Consider the following 15270-nt stretch of genomic DNA (forward strand, 5'->3'; position numbering starts at 1 on the left):
TACGACCCACCGCGAAACGCGGAGACAGCCGACGGTCAGCGACGCTCGTCGCGGTCCGTGTCGGTATCGGCTTCGGCCTCCTTGGCCTCCACCTCGGGATCGAGAGCTCCACTGCCGTCGACGGACGACAGCGGCGACGTACGGGACGACGGTTCCGCCCCCTCATCGACCTCGGTAGGAGCCGGCGGTTCGACCAGCCAGTCCGGGTTGGCCTGCTTGTCCCACCACTTCCAGGCGGCGAAGGCGCCGCCGAGCGCCACAGCGAGGACCGCGAGTCCGATGGCGACGCGTCCGGCCTTGGCCCGACGCTCATGCTTCCTCACGATCTTCCGAATCTCCTTCGGTGTCACCTGTCCGCGTAGCGCGGCCCAGGCGGCCACCGAACGCGACCCGGCCTCATCGAGGGCCGGACCGGTCGCGGCGACCGCGTGCTCGACACGCGGAACGGTGTAGTCGGCCGCCTGACGGGCGGCCTTGCGGGTGACGATCGCGGCACGTTGCGCGGCCTCGTCGACCCGCGGCGGTACATGAGGTGCCACATGGCACTTGTACTGCACACGAGCTTGCTTACGGGCCTGCTGAGCGGCCTTCGAGACTTTCGGCGCGAGCCGGACGCGCGCCTCGTGCGCATAGAGCGCGGCGTGGTCCTTGGCCGTGCCGGCGTACTGCGAGGCCTGTTCCTTGGCCGTGCTCGCATAGGGCGCCACCACTTCCGCGGCGTGCAGCACGCTGTCCTTGGCCGAATCGGTCGCGGCGCGCACGCTGTCCATCCGGGTCACGGGATCCTCCTCCTCGGTGGCGGTGTCGGTATTTCGCCTTTCCACCCATTTCGAAATCATGCCTGCCCGATCGCGGTCCGGCATGCGGGGCGGGCATCCGGGGCATCCCCCTGTCTCTTCCGTGCGAGGATGCGATGCGCGTCAGTGGAGACTTACGGAAGGCGGACCGTGGCCGAGCAGCTCTACGCCACTCTCAAGACCAACCTGGGCGACATCGAGATTCGGCTGCTGCCGAACCACGCCCCCAAGACGGTCAGAAACTTCACCGAACTCGCCAAGGGCGAGCGGGAGTGGACGCACCCGGCCACCGGCGATGTCACCACGGACCGCCTGTACGACGGCACCGTCTTCCACCGGGTCATCGAGGGCTTCATGATCCAGGGCGGCGATCCGCTGGGGAACGGCACGGGCGGACCGGGGTACGAGTTCGCCGACGAGTTCCACCCGGAGCTCTTCTTCGACCGTCCCTATCTGCTGGCGATGGCCAACGCGGGCCCGGGCACGAACGGCTCTCAGTTCTTCATCACGGTCGGGGCCACGACCTGGCTGAACCGCAAGCACACCATCTTCGGCGAGGTCGTCGGCGCGGCGAGCAAGAAGGTCGTCGACACGATCGCCGCGGCGCCGGTCAACGCCAACACCCAGCGCCCCCTCGACGACGTGGTCCTGGAGTCCGTCGTCATCGAGACGCGCTGACCGGAGGAACCCGCTGACCGGACAGCCGGCCGGCCCCCCGCCAGGGAACCTTTCCGCCCCGCTCATCCGTATCAGGAGGGCGGGGCGCCGCCTCGTCGCCCCATCTCCTCGGGAGGGATCTCCATGGAGCCGCAGTCCGGCATGCCGCGCTGTTACCGCCACCCGGACGTCGAGACAGGCATCCGCTGCACCCGCTGCGACAAGCCGATCTGCCCGCAGTGCATGGTCTCCGCCTCCGTCGGCTTCCAGTGCCCGGACTGCGTACGCAACGGCTCCGGCACGGGCCACGCACCCGACGCCAACCAGCCCCGTACGCTCGCCGGCGGCCGGGTGGCGTCCGACGGGCGCCTGGTCACCAAGATCCTCATCGCGATCAACCTCGCCCTCTTCATCGCCGTCCAGGCGGCCGGAGACCGGGTCGTGGACGAGCTGTCGCTGATCGGCTACGCCTTCAGCCCGTCGCTCACCGAGGTGGTCGGGGTCGCGGACGGCGAGTGGTACCGGCTGATCACCTCGACGGCTCTCCACCAGGAGGTCGCGCACTTCGTCTTCAACATGCTGGGTCTCTGGGTCATCGGCGGGATCGTGGAGCCGGAGCTCGGCCGGATCCGCTACGCCACGCTCTGTCTGCTCTCCGGCCTCTCCGGCTCCGCGCTCGCCTATCTGCTCTCCCCGGCGAACCAGCCCTCGCTGGGCGCCTCGGGCATCGTCTTCGGCCTGATCGGCGCCTGGGCGGTGCTCACCCGCCGCCAGCGGCTGGACATGCGGCCGGTGATCCTCTTCGTGGGCCTGTCGCTGCTGCTGACCTTCACCCGCCCCGGAATCTCCTGGGAGGCGCACATCGGCGGCCTCGTCGGCGGCGCCCTGGTCGCCTACGGACTGCTGCACGCCCCGAGGGCCCGGCGGAACGTCGTCCAGTACACGGCCTGTGGACTGGTGCTCCTGATCGATCTGGGTATGGTCCTCGCCCGCTCGGCCGCGCTCACCTGAGCGACGAGGGCTGTGGACGAGCTTCCCGAAAAGCTTTCCCCAGAGTTATCCACAGCGAGTGCCGGATCTTGTGCACCTGGTGGAGAACGACTGCGCCCCTCACTCCTGAGCTGGGCTTTTCCAGCGGGAGTGAGGGGCGGGGCGCGCTTCCGGCAGGGGCGCCGCAGTCACACCGGCGTCAACCTGCCCTGGAGTTATCCACAGATCTTCGTAAGTTATCCAGTGCTGTGCACAACGCTGTGGATAAGTTCAGGGCAAGGCTTGACTGGCAGAGCGGGGAGAAGCTACTTCCACTGCGTGGAGACGCCGAACCCGGCCGCGATGAAGCCGAAGCCCACCACGATGTTCCAGTTGTTGATGGACTTCACCGGCAGCGTGCCGTCGGTGACGTAGAAGACGACGATCCACACCAGCCCGATCGCGAACAGTGCCAGCATCACGGGAGCCACCCAGCTGCGATTGGTCAGCTTGATGTTGGTGGCTTGCTTGGCGGGCGGGGGCGTGAAGTCGGCCTTCTTGCGGATACGTGACTTCGGCACGAGGGACTCTCCTGTCGATGCGCTGCGTGACCGCGCAGGGAACTGTGGCTGGCGCCGGGGCGGGACGACTGTGACGTAGGAGGACCACTGCGTCCCCCGGGCGTCCGTTAGCGTAGTGGTTCCGCGGCACCGAAGGGGATCAGGGTACGTTGAGCAATTCCGCCGACTCATCCCCCGGGCCGGGCCGAACCGCTGGGTGGCGCCCCGTCCGGGTGCTGACCGCTGCCGTCTTCGCCCTCGCCGGACTGATCTTCGTGACCAGTTTCAACACCGCGAAGGGCACCAACATCCGGACGGACGCCTCCCTGCTGAGGCTCTCCGACCTGATCGAGGAGCGCAGCCACAAGAACGCCGGACTGGACGAGTCCACCGCCGCCCTGCGCGGTCAGGTCGACGCCCTCGCCGCCCGCGACGACGGCTCCACCAGCGCCGAGGACGCCAAACTGCGTGCCCTGGAGGCGGCCGCCGGGACCTCCGAGATCGCGGGGCCGGGCCTGACCGTCACCCTCAACGACGCCCCGCCGAACGCCCAGGCCGCCCCCGGCTACCCCGAACCGCAGGCCAACGACCTCGTCATCCACCAGCAGGACCTCCAGGCCGTCGTCAACGCCCTGTGGAAGGGCGGTGCCCGGGGCATCCAGGTGATGGACCAGCGGCTCATCTCCACCAGCGCCGTGCGCTGCGTGGGCAACACCCTGATCCTCCAGGGTCGCGTCTACTCACCCCCGTACAAGATCACCGCTGTGGGCGACCGGGGGAAGCTGACCGCGGCGCTCGCCGACGCGCCCGCCGTCCAGAACTACCAGCTGTACGTGAAGGCGTACGGGCTCGGCTGGAAAGTGGACGAGCACAGGGCGGTGACTCTTCCCGGCTACTCCGGCACAGTGGATCTCCACTACGCGAAGCCTGTGAGCTGATTGCGGGGAGGCCCGGCCGGTGGCGGTGCGACTGATCGTCAGAACGTTCAGCGAGCTGTGCATCACCGTCGGGACCGTGATCGTCCTCTTCGTCGTGTACGTGATGTTCTGGACCGGAGTCCAGGCCGAGAGCGCCACGGACGGCCAGATCGACACCCTGGAACAGGAGTGGATCGACCGCCCCGTCCCCGACGCCACCGCGGCCGCACCGCCCCCGAAGGCCTACACGGCCGGCAAGGGTATCGCCGTCATGTACATCCCCCGGCTCGGCAGGAACTGGGAGTGGCCCGTCCTGGAGGGCACCTCCGCGGCCATCCTGAAGAAGGGGCTCGGCCACTACGCCGCCACCGCCCGCCTCGGCGAGACCGGCAACTTCTCCGTGGCAGGCCACCGGCGCACGTACGGAGATCCGTTCAAGGACTTCCCCCGGCTGCGCCCGGGTGACGCGGTCGTCCTCACCGACGGCACGACCTGGTACACGTACCGCGTCGCACGCACGCCCCACCGGACCGTTCCCACCGACATCGGCGTGATCGACCCCGTCCCCCGGAAATCCGGATTCGACGGGCCCGGTCGCTATCTCACCCTCACCACCTGCGAGCCCGAGTGGGGCAGCAGCCACCGGCTGATCGCCTGGGCGCACCTGGACGCCACCCAGCCTGTGACGCAGGGCAAGCCACCTGCTTTGGCCGGCTGACCCCTGACAGCCCCGATCCCCCGTACTCTGGTGCCCGTAACGAACGGAAGGGGCAGTGGACGTCATGTACGGCTGGATCTGGCGGCATCTGCCGGGCAACGTGTGGATCAGGGCGATCATCTCGCTCGTACTCGTCCTCGGGATCGTCTACGCGCTCTTCCAGTACGTGTTCCCCTGGGCGGAGCCGCTGCTTCCGTTCAACGATGTGACGGTGGACGGCCAGTGAGCGCGCGGATTCTCGTCGTCGACAACTACGACAGCTTCGTCTTCAACCTCGTTCAGTACCTCTACCAGCTCGGCGCCGAGTGCGAAGTGCTGCGCAACGACGAGGTCGAACTGAGCCATGCGCAGGACGGCTTCGACGGCGTCCTGCTCTCGCCCGGCCCCGGCGCGCCCGAACAGGCCGGTGTCTGCATCGACATGGTCCGTCACTGCGCCACGACCGGCGTGCCCGTCTTCGGCGTCTGTCTGGGGATGCAGTCGATGGCGGTGGCGTACGGCGGTGTCGTCGACCGCGCCCCCGAACTGCTGCACGGCAAGACCTCGCTGGTCACGCACGAGGGCAAGGGCGTCTTCGCCGGCCTTCCTTCGCCGTTCACCGCCACGCGCTACCACTCGCTGGCCGCCGAGCCCGCGGCCCTGCCGGACGAGCTGGAGGTCACGGCGCGCACGGACGACGGCATCATCATGGGGCTGCGCCACCGTGATCTGGCGGTCGAGGGCGTGCAGTTCCACCCCGAGTCGGTGCTCACCGAGCACGGCCACCTGATGCTCGCCAACTGGCTGGAGCAGTGCGGCGACAAGGGGGCGGTGGGCCGGTCGGCGGGGCTCGCGCCGGTGGTGGGCAAGGCCGTCGCGTGACGGCGGGGTCGCCGTGGTTCCGGGCGACGAATCTGTCGGACGAGCCGGGGCCGGGGGAGCCGATGCCGGCGGCGTCGTACGAGGAGACGGCGTACCAGGCCGCTCAGGGGTACGACACGCCCGCGTATGAGGCGCATCGGCCGACCACGTACGAGACACCCGGGTACGAGACGCCTGCGTATGACGCGTCCGGGTACGGCGCGTCCGGGTACGAGGCACCGGCGTACGAGGAACCGTCGTACGAGCCGAGAGCCGAGCCTTCCGCCGTGCCGGCGCCCGAGACGTCGTACGAGGAGCCGTACGAAGAGCCGTACGAGCCCCAGGAGGAGCCGCACGACGGGACGATGGCCCTGCGGACCGTCGAGCCCGCCGCGGCCCCGCTCCCGGGCCCTGGCAGGGCCGAGCGCCGCAAGGCCGCCAAGGGACGTGGTCGTCGGGGAGCGACGCCGTCGGAGACGCCCTCCGGTGCCCCCGCGGCCCCGCTCTCGCGCGTCGAGGCCCGCCGTGCGGCCAAGGCACAGAAGGACAGTGTCGGGGTCGTCGCGAGCCGGGTGGTGGGCGAGCTTTTCATCACCTTCGGCGTGGTCATGCTGCTGTTCGTCACGTACCAGCTGTGGTGGACGAACGTCCGGGCCGGCCAGCAGGCCGACCAGGCCAAGGGGCAGATAGAGGACTCCTGGTCCAAGGGCCGGGCACCGGGCGCGTTCGAGCCGGGGCAGGGCTTCGCCATCATGTACATCCCCAAGCTGGACGTGGTCGTCCCGGTCGCCGAGGGCATCAGCAAGCCCAAGGTCCTGGACCGGGGCATGGTGGGCCACTACGCGGAGGGCAGCCTGAAGACGGCGATGCCCGGCGACAAGCAGGGCAACTTCGCCGTGGCCGGGCACCGCAACACGCACGGCGAACCGTTCCGCTACATCAACCAGTTGGAGCCCGGCGACCCGATCGTCGTCGAGACCCAGGACGCGTACTACACGTACGAAATGGCGAGCATCCTGCCCCAGACCGCACCGTCGAACGTGTCGGTCATCGACCCGGTCCCGAAGCAGTCGGGCTTCAAGGGGCCGGGGCGGTACATCACGCTGACGACCTGTACGCCCGAATTCACCAGTACGTACCGCATGATCGTGTGGGGCAAGATGGTCGAGGAACGCCCGCGGAGCAAGGGAAAGCCGGACGCGCTCGTAGGCTGAGACCCACGACTCACGACCCCACACTCAGAACGGGACGACGCAGTGGCACGTGCGCGCAACCGGATCGCCGGAGTCATCAGCGTCTTCGGTGAACTCCTCATCACCGCGGGCCTGGTGCTCGGTCTCTTCGTCGTCTACTCGCTGTGGTGGACGAACGTCCTCGCCGACCGCGCCGCCGGCCGCGACGGCGACCAGGTCCGCGACCAGTGGGCGGCGGGCCCCGGAGCGCTGGACACCAAGGGCGGCATCGGCTTCCTGCACGTCCCGGCGATGGGTGACGACGAGATACTGGTCAAGAAGGGCACCGAGCCCGAGATCCTGAACAACGGTGTCGCCGGCTACTACCTCGACCCGATCAAGTCGGCCCTCCCGCAGGACAAGCAGGGCAACTTCACGCTGGCCGCGCACCGGGACGGGCACGGGGCGAAGTTCCACAACATCCACAAGTTGAAGAACGGCGACTCGATCGTCTTCGAGTCCAAGGACACGTGGTTCGTCTACAAGGTCTACAAGACCCTGCCGGAGACGACGAAGTACAACGTGGACGTTCTCCAGCAGATCCCCACGGAATCGGGCAGGGCGAAGCCGGGCCGCTACATCACGCTGACGACGTGCACGCCGATGTACACCTCGGACTACCGCTACATCGTCTGGGGCGAGCTGGAACGCACGGAGAAGGTCGACAGCGCCCGCACGCCGCCGGCGGAGCTGCGGTAGTGGCGACTGACCTCCCTGGAGGAGGCCCGTAGTCCTAGGATGGCCGAGGCCCGAAGCCGCAACTTCACCTTGCGACTTCGGGCCTCTTTCCATGCTCGGCTACAGGAGGACCGGAAGCGGCACGCCCGCACTCCACTTCTCCAGGGCGGCCCGGTCCACGACGGTCATGCCGTGCTCCTCGGCGATGGCACGGGCGTCCGGCGCGAAGGTCGTCGAAGCGACGAAGAGAGCCAGATCGGCCTGGTGCTGGACGAACGAGGCCCCGAGGAACTTCTGCACCTCGGCGCTCCACACGGGCCGGTAGGGCGCGAAGTTCTTGCACTGGACGACGATCCGGCGGCCGTCGGCGGTCTCCCCGGTGATGTCCACGCCCCGATCTCCGGGCCCGCCGTGGACGACGATGTCCGTGCAGCCGTCGCGGCGGAGCAGGATGGCGACGTGGTGCTCGAACTCGCGCCAGTTCATGCCGTCGATGGACGCCATGACGCCGGTGAAGGGGCGGGGGCCCTGGGTGCGTTCGAGGTGCCGGATGCGGAGGTCGTGGTCGGAGAGCCTTCGCTCGATCCTCTCGACGTCCTCGCGGAGGGAGATCAGCTCTCGGCGGTGCTCGCCCGTCGCCTCGATGAGGGCGTTGAAGAGGGGGACGACGGTCCGGCCGAGGATGTGGGTGATCCGCTGGTCGACGCCGTCAACGTGCGACGTCGTGTCCCGCCTGTCGCAGTTGTCCACAGGCCTGGTGCGAGCTGAGTACTCCGCGTCGAGCAGGTACGTACGCACCTGACGTGCGACGTCGCTGTCACGGAGAAGCATCGCGACGTTCAGGACCGCCCGCCGCGAGAAAAGCGCGAGGGACCGCGTACGTGACCGGATTCCACTGAGTTGCTTGAAGCAACTCAGTTCCGTGCCCGTGAGAACGCGGTATCCGTTGGCTTCGAGCTCGGCCCGGTGATCGAAGACCAACGCTCTGATCACAGTGTCCGCCACCTCGAAGTACGCCGCGACCATCGCCGTCGTCACATGCGTGCCGTCCGGCAGCAGTGACAACGCCTTGACCCTGTCGAGCACCTCGGTCCGCTCGGCGACGCCGTCGCGCATCGCCCTCGACTCCAGCAACACCACTTCGTTGATCACGCTCCGCCCTTCCATCGGGGACGTCAGGGCAAGGCAAGGTCCCCACCCCACCCTCATCAACGAATCGGGACATATGAAGACACGATCGGATATCGCGTACATGTGCCACCCACCCCCCATGCGAAGAGCCCCGGCATCCTTCCGGATGCCGGGGCTCTTCGGGTGACGCGCCGGTGCGGCTAGTCGAAGATGCCGCCGTTGTTGCCGAACATCTTCACGTTGATCGCCTGGTTGGGCTGGCCCACCGTGCCCGCCTGGACGTCCTGCTCCTTGATCCTCGCGTTGGGATCGTTCGAGCCGTCCACGTTGCCGAGCTGGTAACCGGCCGCGGACAGCTGGGCGCGGGCCTGGTCCAGGGTCAGGCCGAAGAGACTCGGAACGGGCTGCTGGGTCTGCTGCGGGCCCTTGGAGACCCTCAGCTTCACCTCCGAGCCCTCGGCGGCCCTCGTGTCGCCCGTTGGCGTCTGCTCGAGGACCTGGTCCTTGGGCTGCTCCGAGTCCACGTACTCCGTGACCACGACGAAGCCCAGCGCCTTCAGCTGCTGCTCCGCCTGAGCGAGCGGGTTGCCGACGACACTCGGGACGTTCTTCTGCGACTTCTTGGCCACCGTGATCGTGACCTCGGAGTTCTGCTCCGCCTTGGAACCGCCCGGCGGGTCCTGCTTCAGGACACGGCCCGGGTCCTGGTCGGACGACTCGTCGAACGCGATCTTGACCTTGAAGCCCTTGTCCTTGAGCGACTGCTCCGCGCTCTCCTGGGACTTCTCGGTGACGTCCGGGACCTCGATCTGCGGCGCGCCCTCGGAGACGATCACCGAGATCGTCGCGCCGACGTCCATCTTCGCCGTGCCGTCGGCCACCGGCGTCTGGCGGCAGATCTTGCCCTTGGGCTGCTCGCACCGCTCCGCGCCCGCCTGTGTGACCTTGACCTGGGCGTTGGTCGCCAGGCCGTTGGCCTCCTCGAGCGTGTGGCCGACCAGCTGAGGCACGGACACCTGGTCCGTGCCCTTCTTGTCGTCGAAGATCGCCTGGCCGATCAGGATCGCGCCCACCAGCACCAGGATGCCCGCGAGTACCAGCAGGATCGTCGAGGTGTTCGACTTCTTCTGGCGGCGGCGGTCCGGGCGGTCGTCGTAGCCGTAGCCGCCGTCGTCCGGGTTCATCGGGGGAAGCATCGACGTCTGGCCGGCCGGGTCGGCCTGGCGCAGCGCCGTCGTCGGCTGGTCGTCCGACGCGTAGCCGCCGTACCCGCCGCCGTAGCCGCCTCCGTACCCTGCCGCGCCCATCGCCGCGGCCGCGGCGACCGGCTGGCCGTCGAGGCAGGCCTCGATGTCGGCACGCATCTCGTCCGCGGACTGGTAGCGGTAGTCGGGGTCCTTGACCAGCGCCTTCAGGACGATGGCGTCCATCGACGGCGTGATCTCGGCGTCGAAGTTGCTCGGCGGCTGCGGCTCCTCGCGTACGTGCTGGTACGCGACAGCGACCGGGGAGTCGCCGATGAACGGCGGCCGGACGGTCAGCAGCTCGTACAGCAGGCAGCCGGTGGAGTACAGGTCGGAGCGGGCGTCGACCTGCTCGCCCTTGGCCTGTTCCGGGGAGAGGTACTGCGCCGTGCCGATGACGGCCGCGGTCTGCGTCATGGTCATGCCCGAGTCGCCCATGGCGCGCGCGATGCCGAAGTCCATGACCTTGACCTGGCCGGTGCGCGTCAGCATGACGTTCGCCGGCTTGATGTCACGGTGCACGATGCCGGCGCGGTGCGAGTACTCCAGCGCCTGGAGGATGCCGACCGTCATCTCGAGCGTGCGCTCGGGCAGCAGCTTGCGCCCGGAGTGCAGCAGCTCACGCAGGGTCGAGCCGTCGACGTACTCCATCACGATGTACGGGATGGAGACCCCGTCGACGTAGTCCTCGCCGGTGTCGTAGACAGCGACGATCGCCGGGTGGTTGAGCGAGGCGGCCGACTGGGCCTCACGGCGGAACCGGGCCTGGAAGGACGGGTCGCGGGCGAGGTCGGCCCGCAGCGTCTTCACGGCGACGGTGCGGCCGAGCCGGGTGTCGTGGGCGAGGTAGACCTCCGCCATGCCACCACGGCCGAGCACCGAGCCCAGCTCGTACCGGCCGCCGAGGCGACGCGGCTCTTCCATAACTGATCCAGCCCTCTCCGTCTGTCCCGACCGCACCCGTGTGTGGTCCGGCGGTGTGCTGTTCGCGCATACGCTACCGGCCACGGGAAGGCGATCCGCCCCGGACCGGCACCTGATACCTGACCGGTACCTGGCCGGTGCCCGGCCGAAAGGTCAGCTCCTGCTCTTCACTACCGCCTTCATCACGGCCTTGGCGATCGGGGCGGCGAGGCCGCCACCGCTGATGTCCTCACGGTCCGTGCCCGCCGAGTCCTCGACGATAACGGCGACCGCGACCGGGGAGCCCTGGTCGGTCTTGGCGTATGAGATGAACCACGCGTAGGGGCGCTTGGCGTTCTTCTCGCCGTGCTGGGCCGTACCCGTCTTGCCGCCGACCTTCACGCCGCTCATGTTCAGGTCGGCCTTGCGGCCGGTGCCGTTCGAGACGACGTTCTCCATCATCTGCTGGAGCAGCTGCGCGTTCTCGGGCGAGACCGGGCGGCTCATCTCCTCCGGCTCGTTCTGCTTGATCACGTCGAGGTTCGGCGCCACCAGCTTGTCGACCATGTACGGCTTCATCAGCTTGCCGTCGTTGGCGATCGCGGCGGTGACCATGGCCATCTGCAGCGGGGTCGTCGCGGTGTTGAACTGACCGATGGAGGAGAGCGCGTTTCCGCCGCGGTCGGCCTTCTTGTCGTAGACGGAGGCGGCCGAGCGGACCGGGGTGAACTGTTCGGCGTTGAAGCCGAACTTCTCGGCCATCTCGACCATCTTGTCGCGCCCGACGTCGTCACCGAGCTTGGCGAAGACCGAGTTGCAGGAGACTTCGAGTGCCTTGTTCAGGCTGGCGTTCTCGCACCCACTGGCGTGGTTGATCATGGGCTTGGTGGAGAGCGGGATCTTGTACGGCTCCGGCGTGTCCGTCGCCGCGTTGATGTCGGTGACCTTGCCGTTCTCCAGCGCCGCGGCCGCCGTGACGACCTTGAAGACGGAGCCGGGCGGGTAGATCTCGCGCAGGGCGCGGTTCTGCTTCGGCTTGCTCGGATCCTTCTCCAGCGCGATCCACGCCTTCTCGTCCTTGCTGGAGTAGCCGGCGAAGGACGAGGGGTCGTACGACGGGGTCGAGGCGAGCGCGAGGATTTTGCCGGTGCTCGGCTCGATGGCCACGACCGCGCCCGTCTTGCTGCCGAGTCCCTCGAAGGCGGCCTTCTGGGCGGCGCCGCTCAGCGTCGTGACGACGTTGCCGCCCTTCTTCTTGTCGCCCGTGAACATCGACAGCGTGCGGTCGAAGAAGAGCCGGTCGTCGTTGCCGGTGAGGATGCCGTCCTCGATCTTCTCGATCTGGTTGGCGTCGTACGCCTGCGAGGCGTACCCGGTCACCGGGGCCCACATGGGGCCGTCGACGTAGGTCCGCTTGAACCGGTAGTACGGGTCCTGGGAGTCGACCGAGCCCGTGATCGGCTTGCCGTCCACGATGATGTTGCCGCGCTCGTTCGCGTATCGCTCGATCGTGACGCGCCGGTTCTTGGGGTGCGCGTTCAGCTCGTCGGCGCGGACGTACTGGATCCAGTTGTCGCGGAGCAGCAGGGCGAGGACCAGCAGGCCGCAGAAGATCGCGACCCGGCGCAGGGGCTTGTTCACGGTCGGACCACCTGGGTCATCTCGGCGTCGGGGGACGGGGCGGGGGCGGGCGCCGGGCGGCGCGCGGTGTCGCTGATCCGGATCAGGATGCCGATCAGGGCCCAGTTGGCGATCACGGACGAACCGCCGTACGCGAGGAACGGCATGGTCATACCGGTCAGCGGGATGAGGCCCATCACGCCGCCGGCGACGACGAAGACCTGGAGCGCGAAGGCACCGGACAGGCCCATCGCGAGCAGCTTGCCGAAGGGGTCGCGGGCCGCGAGGGCCGTGCGGACGCCCCGCTCGATGATCAGGCCGTACAGGAGCAGGAAGACCATGACGCCGGCCAGGCCGAGCTCCTCGCCGACGGTGGCGAAGATGAAGTCGGAGTTGGCGGCGAAGCCGATCAGGTCCGAGTTGCCCTGGCCGAGGCCGGTGCCCAGGATGCCGCCGGAACCGAACGACATCAGCACCTGGGTCATCTGGTCACAGGCGGCGGCCATGTTGGAGCCCTCGGGCGCCGTCTTCAGACACTCGAACGGGTCGAGCCAGGCGGCCACACGGGACTTGACGTGACCGGCCGTGGAGCCGACGACGACCGCACCCGCGGTGGACATCAGCAGACCCATGACGACCCAGCTGGTCCGCTCCGTCGCCACGTACAGCATGATCACGAACATGCCGAAGAACAGCAGCGACGTACCGAGGTCGTTCTCGAAGACCAGGATGAGAAGGCTGACGGCCCAGATCGTGAGGATCGGGCCGAGGTCACGGCCACGCGGCAGATAGAGGCCCATGAACCGGCGGCTGGCCAGCGCCAGCGCGTCCCGTTTCACCATCAGATAGCCGGAGAAGAAGACCGCCAGGATGATCTTGGCGAACTCGCCGGGCTGGATGGAGAATCCGGCGACGCTGATCCAGATCTTGGCGCCGAAGACGTCGGCGCCCAGGCCCGGCACCAGCGGCAGCAGCAGCAGCACGAGGGCCGCCACCATCGAGATGTACGTGTAGCGCTGGAGGACCCGGTGGTCCTTCAGGACCAGCAGCACACCCACGAACATCGCGACGGCGATCGCCGAGTACAGCATCTGGCTGGGCGCGTCCGGGGTGAACGTCTTGTACCGGGAGATGATGCGCGGCGACTGGTCCAGGCGCCAGATCAGCACCAGCCCCATCCCGTTCAGCAGGGTCGCCAGCGGCAGCAGCAGCGGGTCCGCGTACGGCGCGAACTTGCGCACCACGAGGTGCGCGACGCCCGCGAGCAGGCCGAGGCCGAGCCCGTACCCGAGCATTCCCGCGGGCACCTTGCCGTCGATCGCCAGGCCGACGTTCAGATAGGCGAACACCGGGATGACGACGGCGAACGCCAGCAGCGCCAGCTCGGTGTTGCGGCGGCTCGGCGCCTCGATCGCGCCGATGGTGGTCGTGTTGGTGACAACGCTCATGGTGGTGAAAGGCCCCCTACGGGTGCTTACTGCTTGCCGCAGTTCGAGGCCAGCTTCTGCTCGTCCTCCGTGAGGGTGGGGCCCGGGGAGGGAGCGGCTGTGGTGGGCTTGGATTCGGGGGTGGAACCGTCGGCGGGCGGCTTGCTCGCCTGGTCCGCGGCCTTGTCGGCGGCCTCACGGCGCTGCTCGGCCTTCTTGCAGGCCGAGGCCTGTGCCGAAAGCTCCGCGATCTTCGTCTGCGCCTTGCCGAGGCTGCCGCCGGCGATCGTGTCCTCGACCTGCTTGCGCTGGTACGCCGGCAGGTACTTGAGTTCGATCTCGGGGTGATCCTTCTCCACCTCCGACAGCGAGACCCAGGCAAGGTCCTGGCTGATGCCCCGGTACAGCGCCACGTGCTCCTCGTTGGAGCCGACGTAGTACTGCGTCTGCGTCCAGCGGTAGCCGCCGTACGCTCCGCCGCCGAGCACGGCCAGCGCCAGGATCAGGAAGAAGCTCCGCTTCAGCCACTTGCGGCCGCCGCGCTGCTTGGTGAAGTCCTCGTCGTCGTACGACCCGAACGAGCCCTGCGGGGGCATCCCGCCGTACCCGTGGTCGTCGCCGCTGCCGGGCGGGCCGAAGCCGCCCGCCGGGGGCTGCTGGTGCGGCGCGGGGCGGCCGAGCCCGGAGGCACGGCCGGCCGGGGTCTGCATCGCCCCGCCGTCCGCGGGCTGCACCTGGTTCTCGGCGACCGCGCCGACGATCACCGGGGTGTCGCTGAGCTGGCCGGCGAGCGTGTCACCGCCGTCGACGTCGAGGACGTCGGCGACGATCACCGTGATGTTGTCGGGGCCACCGCCGCGCAGCGCGAGCTGGATCAGCTCCTGCACGGTCTCCGGCGGACCCTGATAGCTGGCGAGGGTGTCCTCCATCGTCTGGTGGGAGACGACTCCGGACAGCCCGTCGGAACAGATCAGATAGCGGTCGCCGGCCCGGACCTCACGGATCGACAGGTCGGGCTCGACATGGTCGCCGCTGCCCAGCGCCCGCATCAGCAGCGAGCGCTGCGGATGGGTCGTGGCCTCTTCCTCGGTGATCCGGCCCTCGTCGACGAGGCGCTGCACCCAGGTGTGGTCCTGCGTGATCTGTGTGAGCACCCCGTCGCGCAGCAGGTACGCCCGCGAGTCGCCGACGTGCACCAGGCCGAGGCGCTGGCCCGTCCACAGCAGGGCGGTGAGCGTCGTGCCCATGCCCTCCAGCTGGGGGTCCTCCTCGACCATCATCCGCAGCTGGTCGTTGGCACGCTGCACCGCCGCACCGAGCGAGGTGAGGATGTCCGAACTGGGGACGTCGTCGTCGAGGGTGACCAACGTCGAGATCACCTCGGAGGAGGCGACCTCACCGGCGGCCTGGCCGCCCATGCCGTCGGCGATGGCGAGCAGCCGGGGACCGGCGTAGCCGGAGTCCTCGTTGCCCTCGCGGATCATGCCCTTGTGCGACCCGGCGGCGAAGCGCAGTGACAGGCTCATGCGCACCTGCCCTGTCGACGTCGCCTCGGGGTACAGCCGGTCTCGAGCCAC

At 68.6% G+C, this 15270-nt stretch carries 15 protein-coding genes; 8 read left to right on the top strand and 7 right to left on the bottom strand.

Annotation, left to right across the window (positions count from 1 at the left end):
- Positions 1–35: 35 nt before the first annotated feature.
- Positions 36–779 carry a DUF5324 family protein gene (locus ACZ561_RS21745; RefSeq protein ID WP_470998535.1) on the bottom strand — a complete coding sequence of 248 codons (744 nt, stop codon included), beginning with the start codon at positions 777–779 and terminating at the stop codon, positions 36–38.
- 168 nt (positions 780–947) lie between these two features.
- Between ACZ561_RS21745 and ACZ561_RS21750 the strand changes: the two genes are divergently transcribed.
- Complete coding sequence (locus ACZ561_RS21750) at positions 948–1475, top strand: peptidylprolyl isomerase (RefSeq protein ID WP_470997512.1); 528 nt, start codon at positions 948–950, stop codon at positions 1473–1475.
- A gap of 123 nt (positions 1476–1598) precedes the next feature.
- Positions 1599–2465 (top strand): rhomboid family intramembrane serine protease, encoded by an 867-nt coding sequence (locus ACZ561_RS21755; RefSeq protein ID WP_470997515.1) that lies wholly within the window; start codon positions 1599–1601, stop codon positions 2463–2465.
- Positions 2466–2749: 284 nt separating this feature from the next.
- On the opposite strand, the gene crgA is transcribed toward ACZ561_RS21755, so the two are convergent.
- A complete protein-coding gene (gene crgA / locus ACZ561_RS21760) occupies positions 2750–3004 on the bottom strand; it encodes a cell division protein CrgA (protein ID WP_329118500.1) in 255 nt (84 codons plus the stop codon).
- Between the two features lie 149 nt (positions 3005–3153).
- Here crgA and ACZ561_RS21765 point away from each other — a divergent pair, with 149 nt between their 5' ends.
- Genes ACZ561_RS21765 through ACZ561_RS21790 form a run of 6 tightly spaced genes read left to right on the top strand, consistent with a single transcriptional unit; the run spans position 3154 to position 7389 of the window.
- Positions 3154–3921 carry a DUF881 domain-containing protein gene (locus tag ACZ561_RS21765; protein WP_470997518.1) on the top strand — a complete coding sequence of 256 codons (768 nt, stop codon included), beginning with the start codon at positions 3154–3156 and terminating at the stop codon, positions 3919–3921.
- 19 nt (positions 3922–3940) lie between these two features.
- Complete coding sequence (locus ACZ561_RS21770) at positions 3941–4618, top strand: class E sortase (protein WP_470997521.1); 678 nt, start codon at positions 3941–3943, stop codon at positions 4616–4618.
- Positions 4619–4673: 55 nt separating this feature from the next.
- Positions 4674–4844 (top strand): hypothetical protein, encoded by a 171-nt coding sequence (locus tag ACZ561_RS21775; protein WP_470998601.1) that lies wholly within the window; start codon positions 4674–4676, stop codon positions 4842–4844.
- Positions 4841–5479: an aminodeoxychorismate/anthranilate synthase component II gene (locus tag ACZ561_RS21780; protein ID WP_376438990.1), complete on the top strand. Its 639-nt coding sequence runs from the start codon at positions 4841–4843 to the stop codon at positions 5477–5479. The genes ACZ561_RS21775 and ACZ561_RS21780 overlap by 4 nt, the downstream gene beginning before the upstream one ends.
- On the top strand, positions 5476–6672 hold the full coding sequence (locus ACZ561_RS21785) for a class E sortase (RefSeq protein ID WP_470997525.1): 1197 nt from the start codon (positions 5476–5478) through the stop codon (positions 6670–6672). Before ACZ561_RS21780 ends, ACZ561_RS21785 begins: the two co-directional genes overlap by 4 nt.
- Positions 6673–6714: 42 nt before the next feature.
- Positions 6715–7389 carry a class E sortase gene (locus ACZ561_RS21790; RefSeq protein ID WP_470997528.1) on the top strand — a complete coding sequence of 225 codons (675 nt, stop codon included), beginning with the start codon at positions 6715–6717 and terminating at the stop codon, positions 7387–7389.
- A 99-nt stretch (positions 7390–7488) separates the two neighbouring features.
- Here ACZ561_RS21790 and ACZ561_RS21795 read toward each other — a convergent pair whose 3' ends face one another.
- The 5 genes from ACZ561_RS21795 to ACZ561_RS21815 all read right to left on the bottom strand — a co-directional run bounded on the left by ACZ561_RS21795 (position 7489) and on the right by ACZ561_RS21815 (position 15219).
- Positions 7489–8520, bottom strand: coding sequence for a restriction endonuclease (locus ACZ561_RS21795; protein WP_470997532.1), 1032 nt, complete (start codon positions 8518–8520; stop codon positions 7489–7491).
- A gap of 179 nt (positions 8521–8699) precedes the next feature.
- Positions 8700–10667, bottom strand: a complete 1968-nt coding sequence (gene pknB / locus ACZ561_RS21800; protein WP_470997535.1) for a Stk1 family PASTA domain-containing Ser/Thr kinase — start codon at positions 10665–10667, stop codon at positions 8700–8702.
- Between the two features lie 153 nt (positions 10668–10820).
- On the bottom strand, positions 10821–12287 hold the full coding sequence (locus ACZ561_RS21805) for a peptidoglycan D,D-transpeptidase FtsI family protein (protein WP_470997537.1): 1467 nt from the start codon (positions 12285–12287) through the stop codon (positions 10821–10823).
- Entirely contained in the window at positions 12284–13714 is a 1431-nt protein-coding gene (locus tag ACZ561_RS21810) for an FtsW/RodA/SpoVE family cell cycle protein (RefSeq protein ID WP_329118513.1), read from the bottom strand. The genes ACZ561_RS21805 and ACZ561_RS21810 overlap by 4 nt, the downstream gene beginning before the upstream one ends.
- A gap of 26 nt (positions 13715–13740) precedes the next feature.
- Positions 13741–15219, bottom strand: coding sequence for a Stp1/IreP family PP2C-type Ser/Thr phosphatase (locus ACZ561_RS21815; RefSeq protein ID WP_470997540.1), 1479 nt, complete (start codon positions 15217–15219; stop codon positions 13741–13743).
- Between the last annotated feature and the right edge of the window lie 51 nt (positions 15220–15270).

Source organism: Streptomyces sp. NPDC039609 (assembly GCF_055596705.1).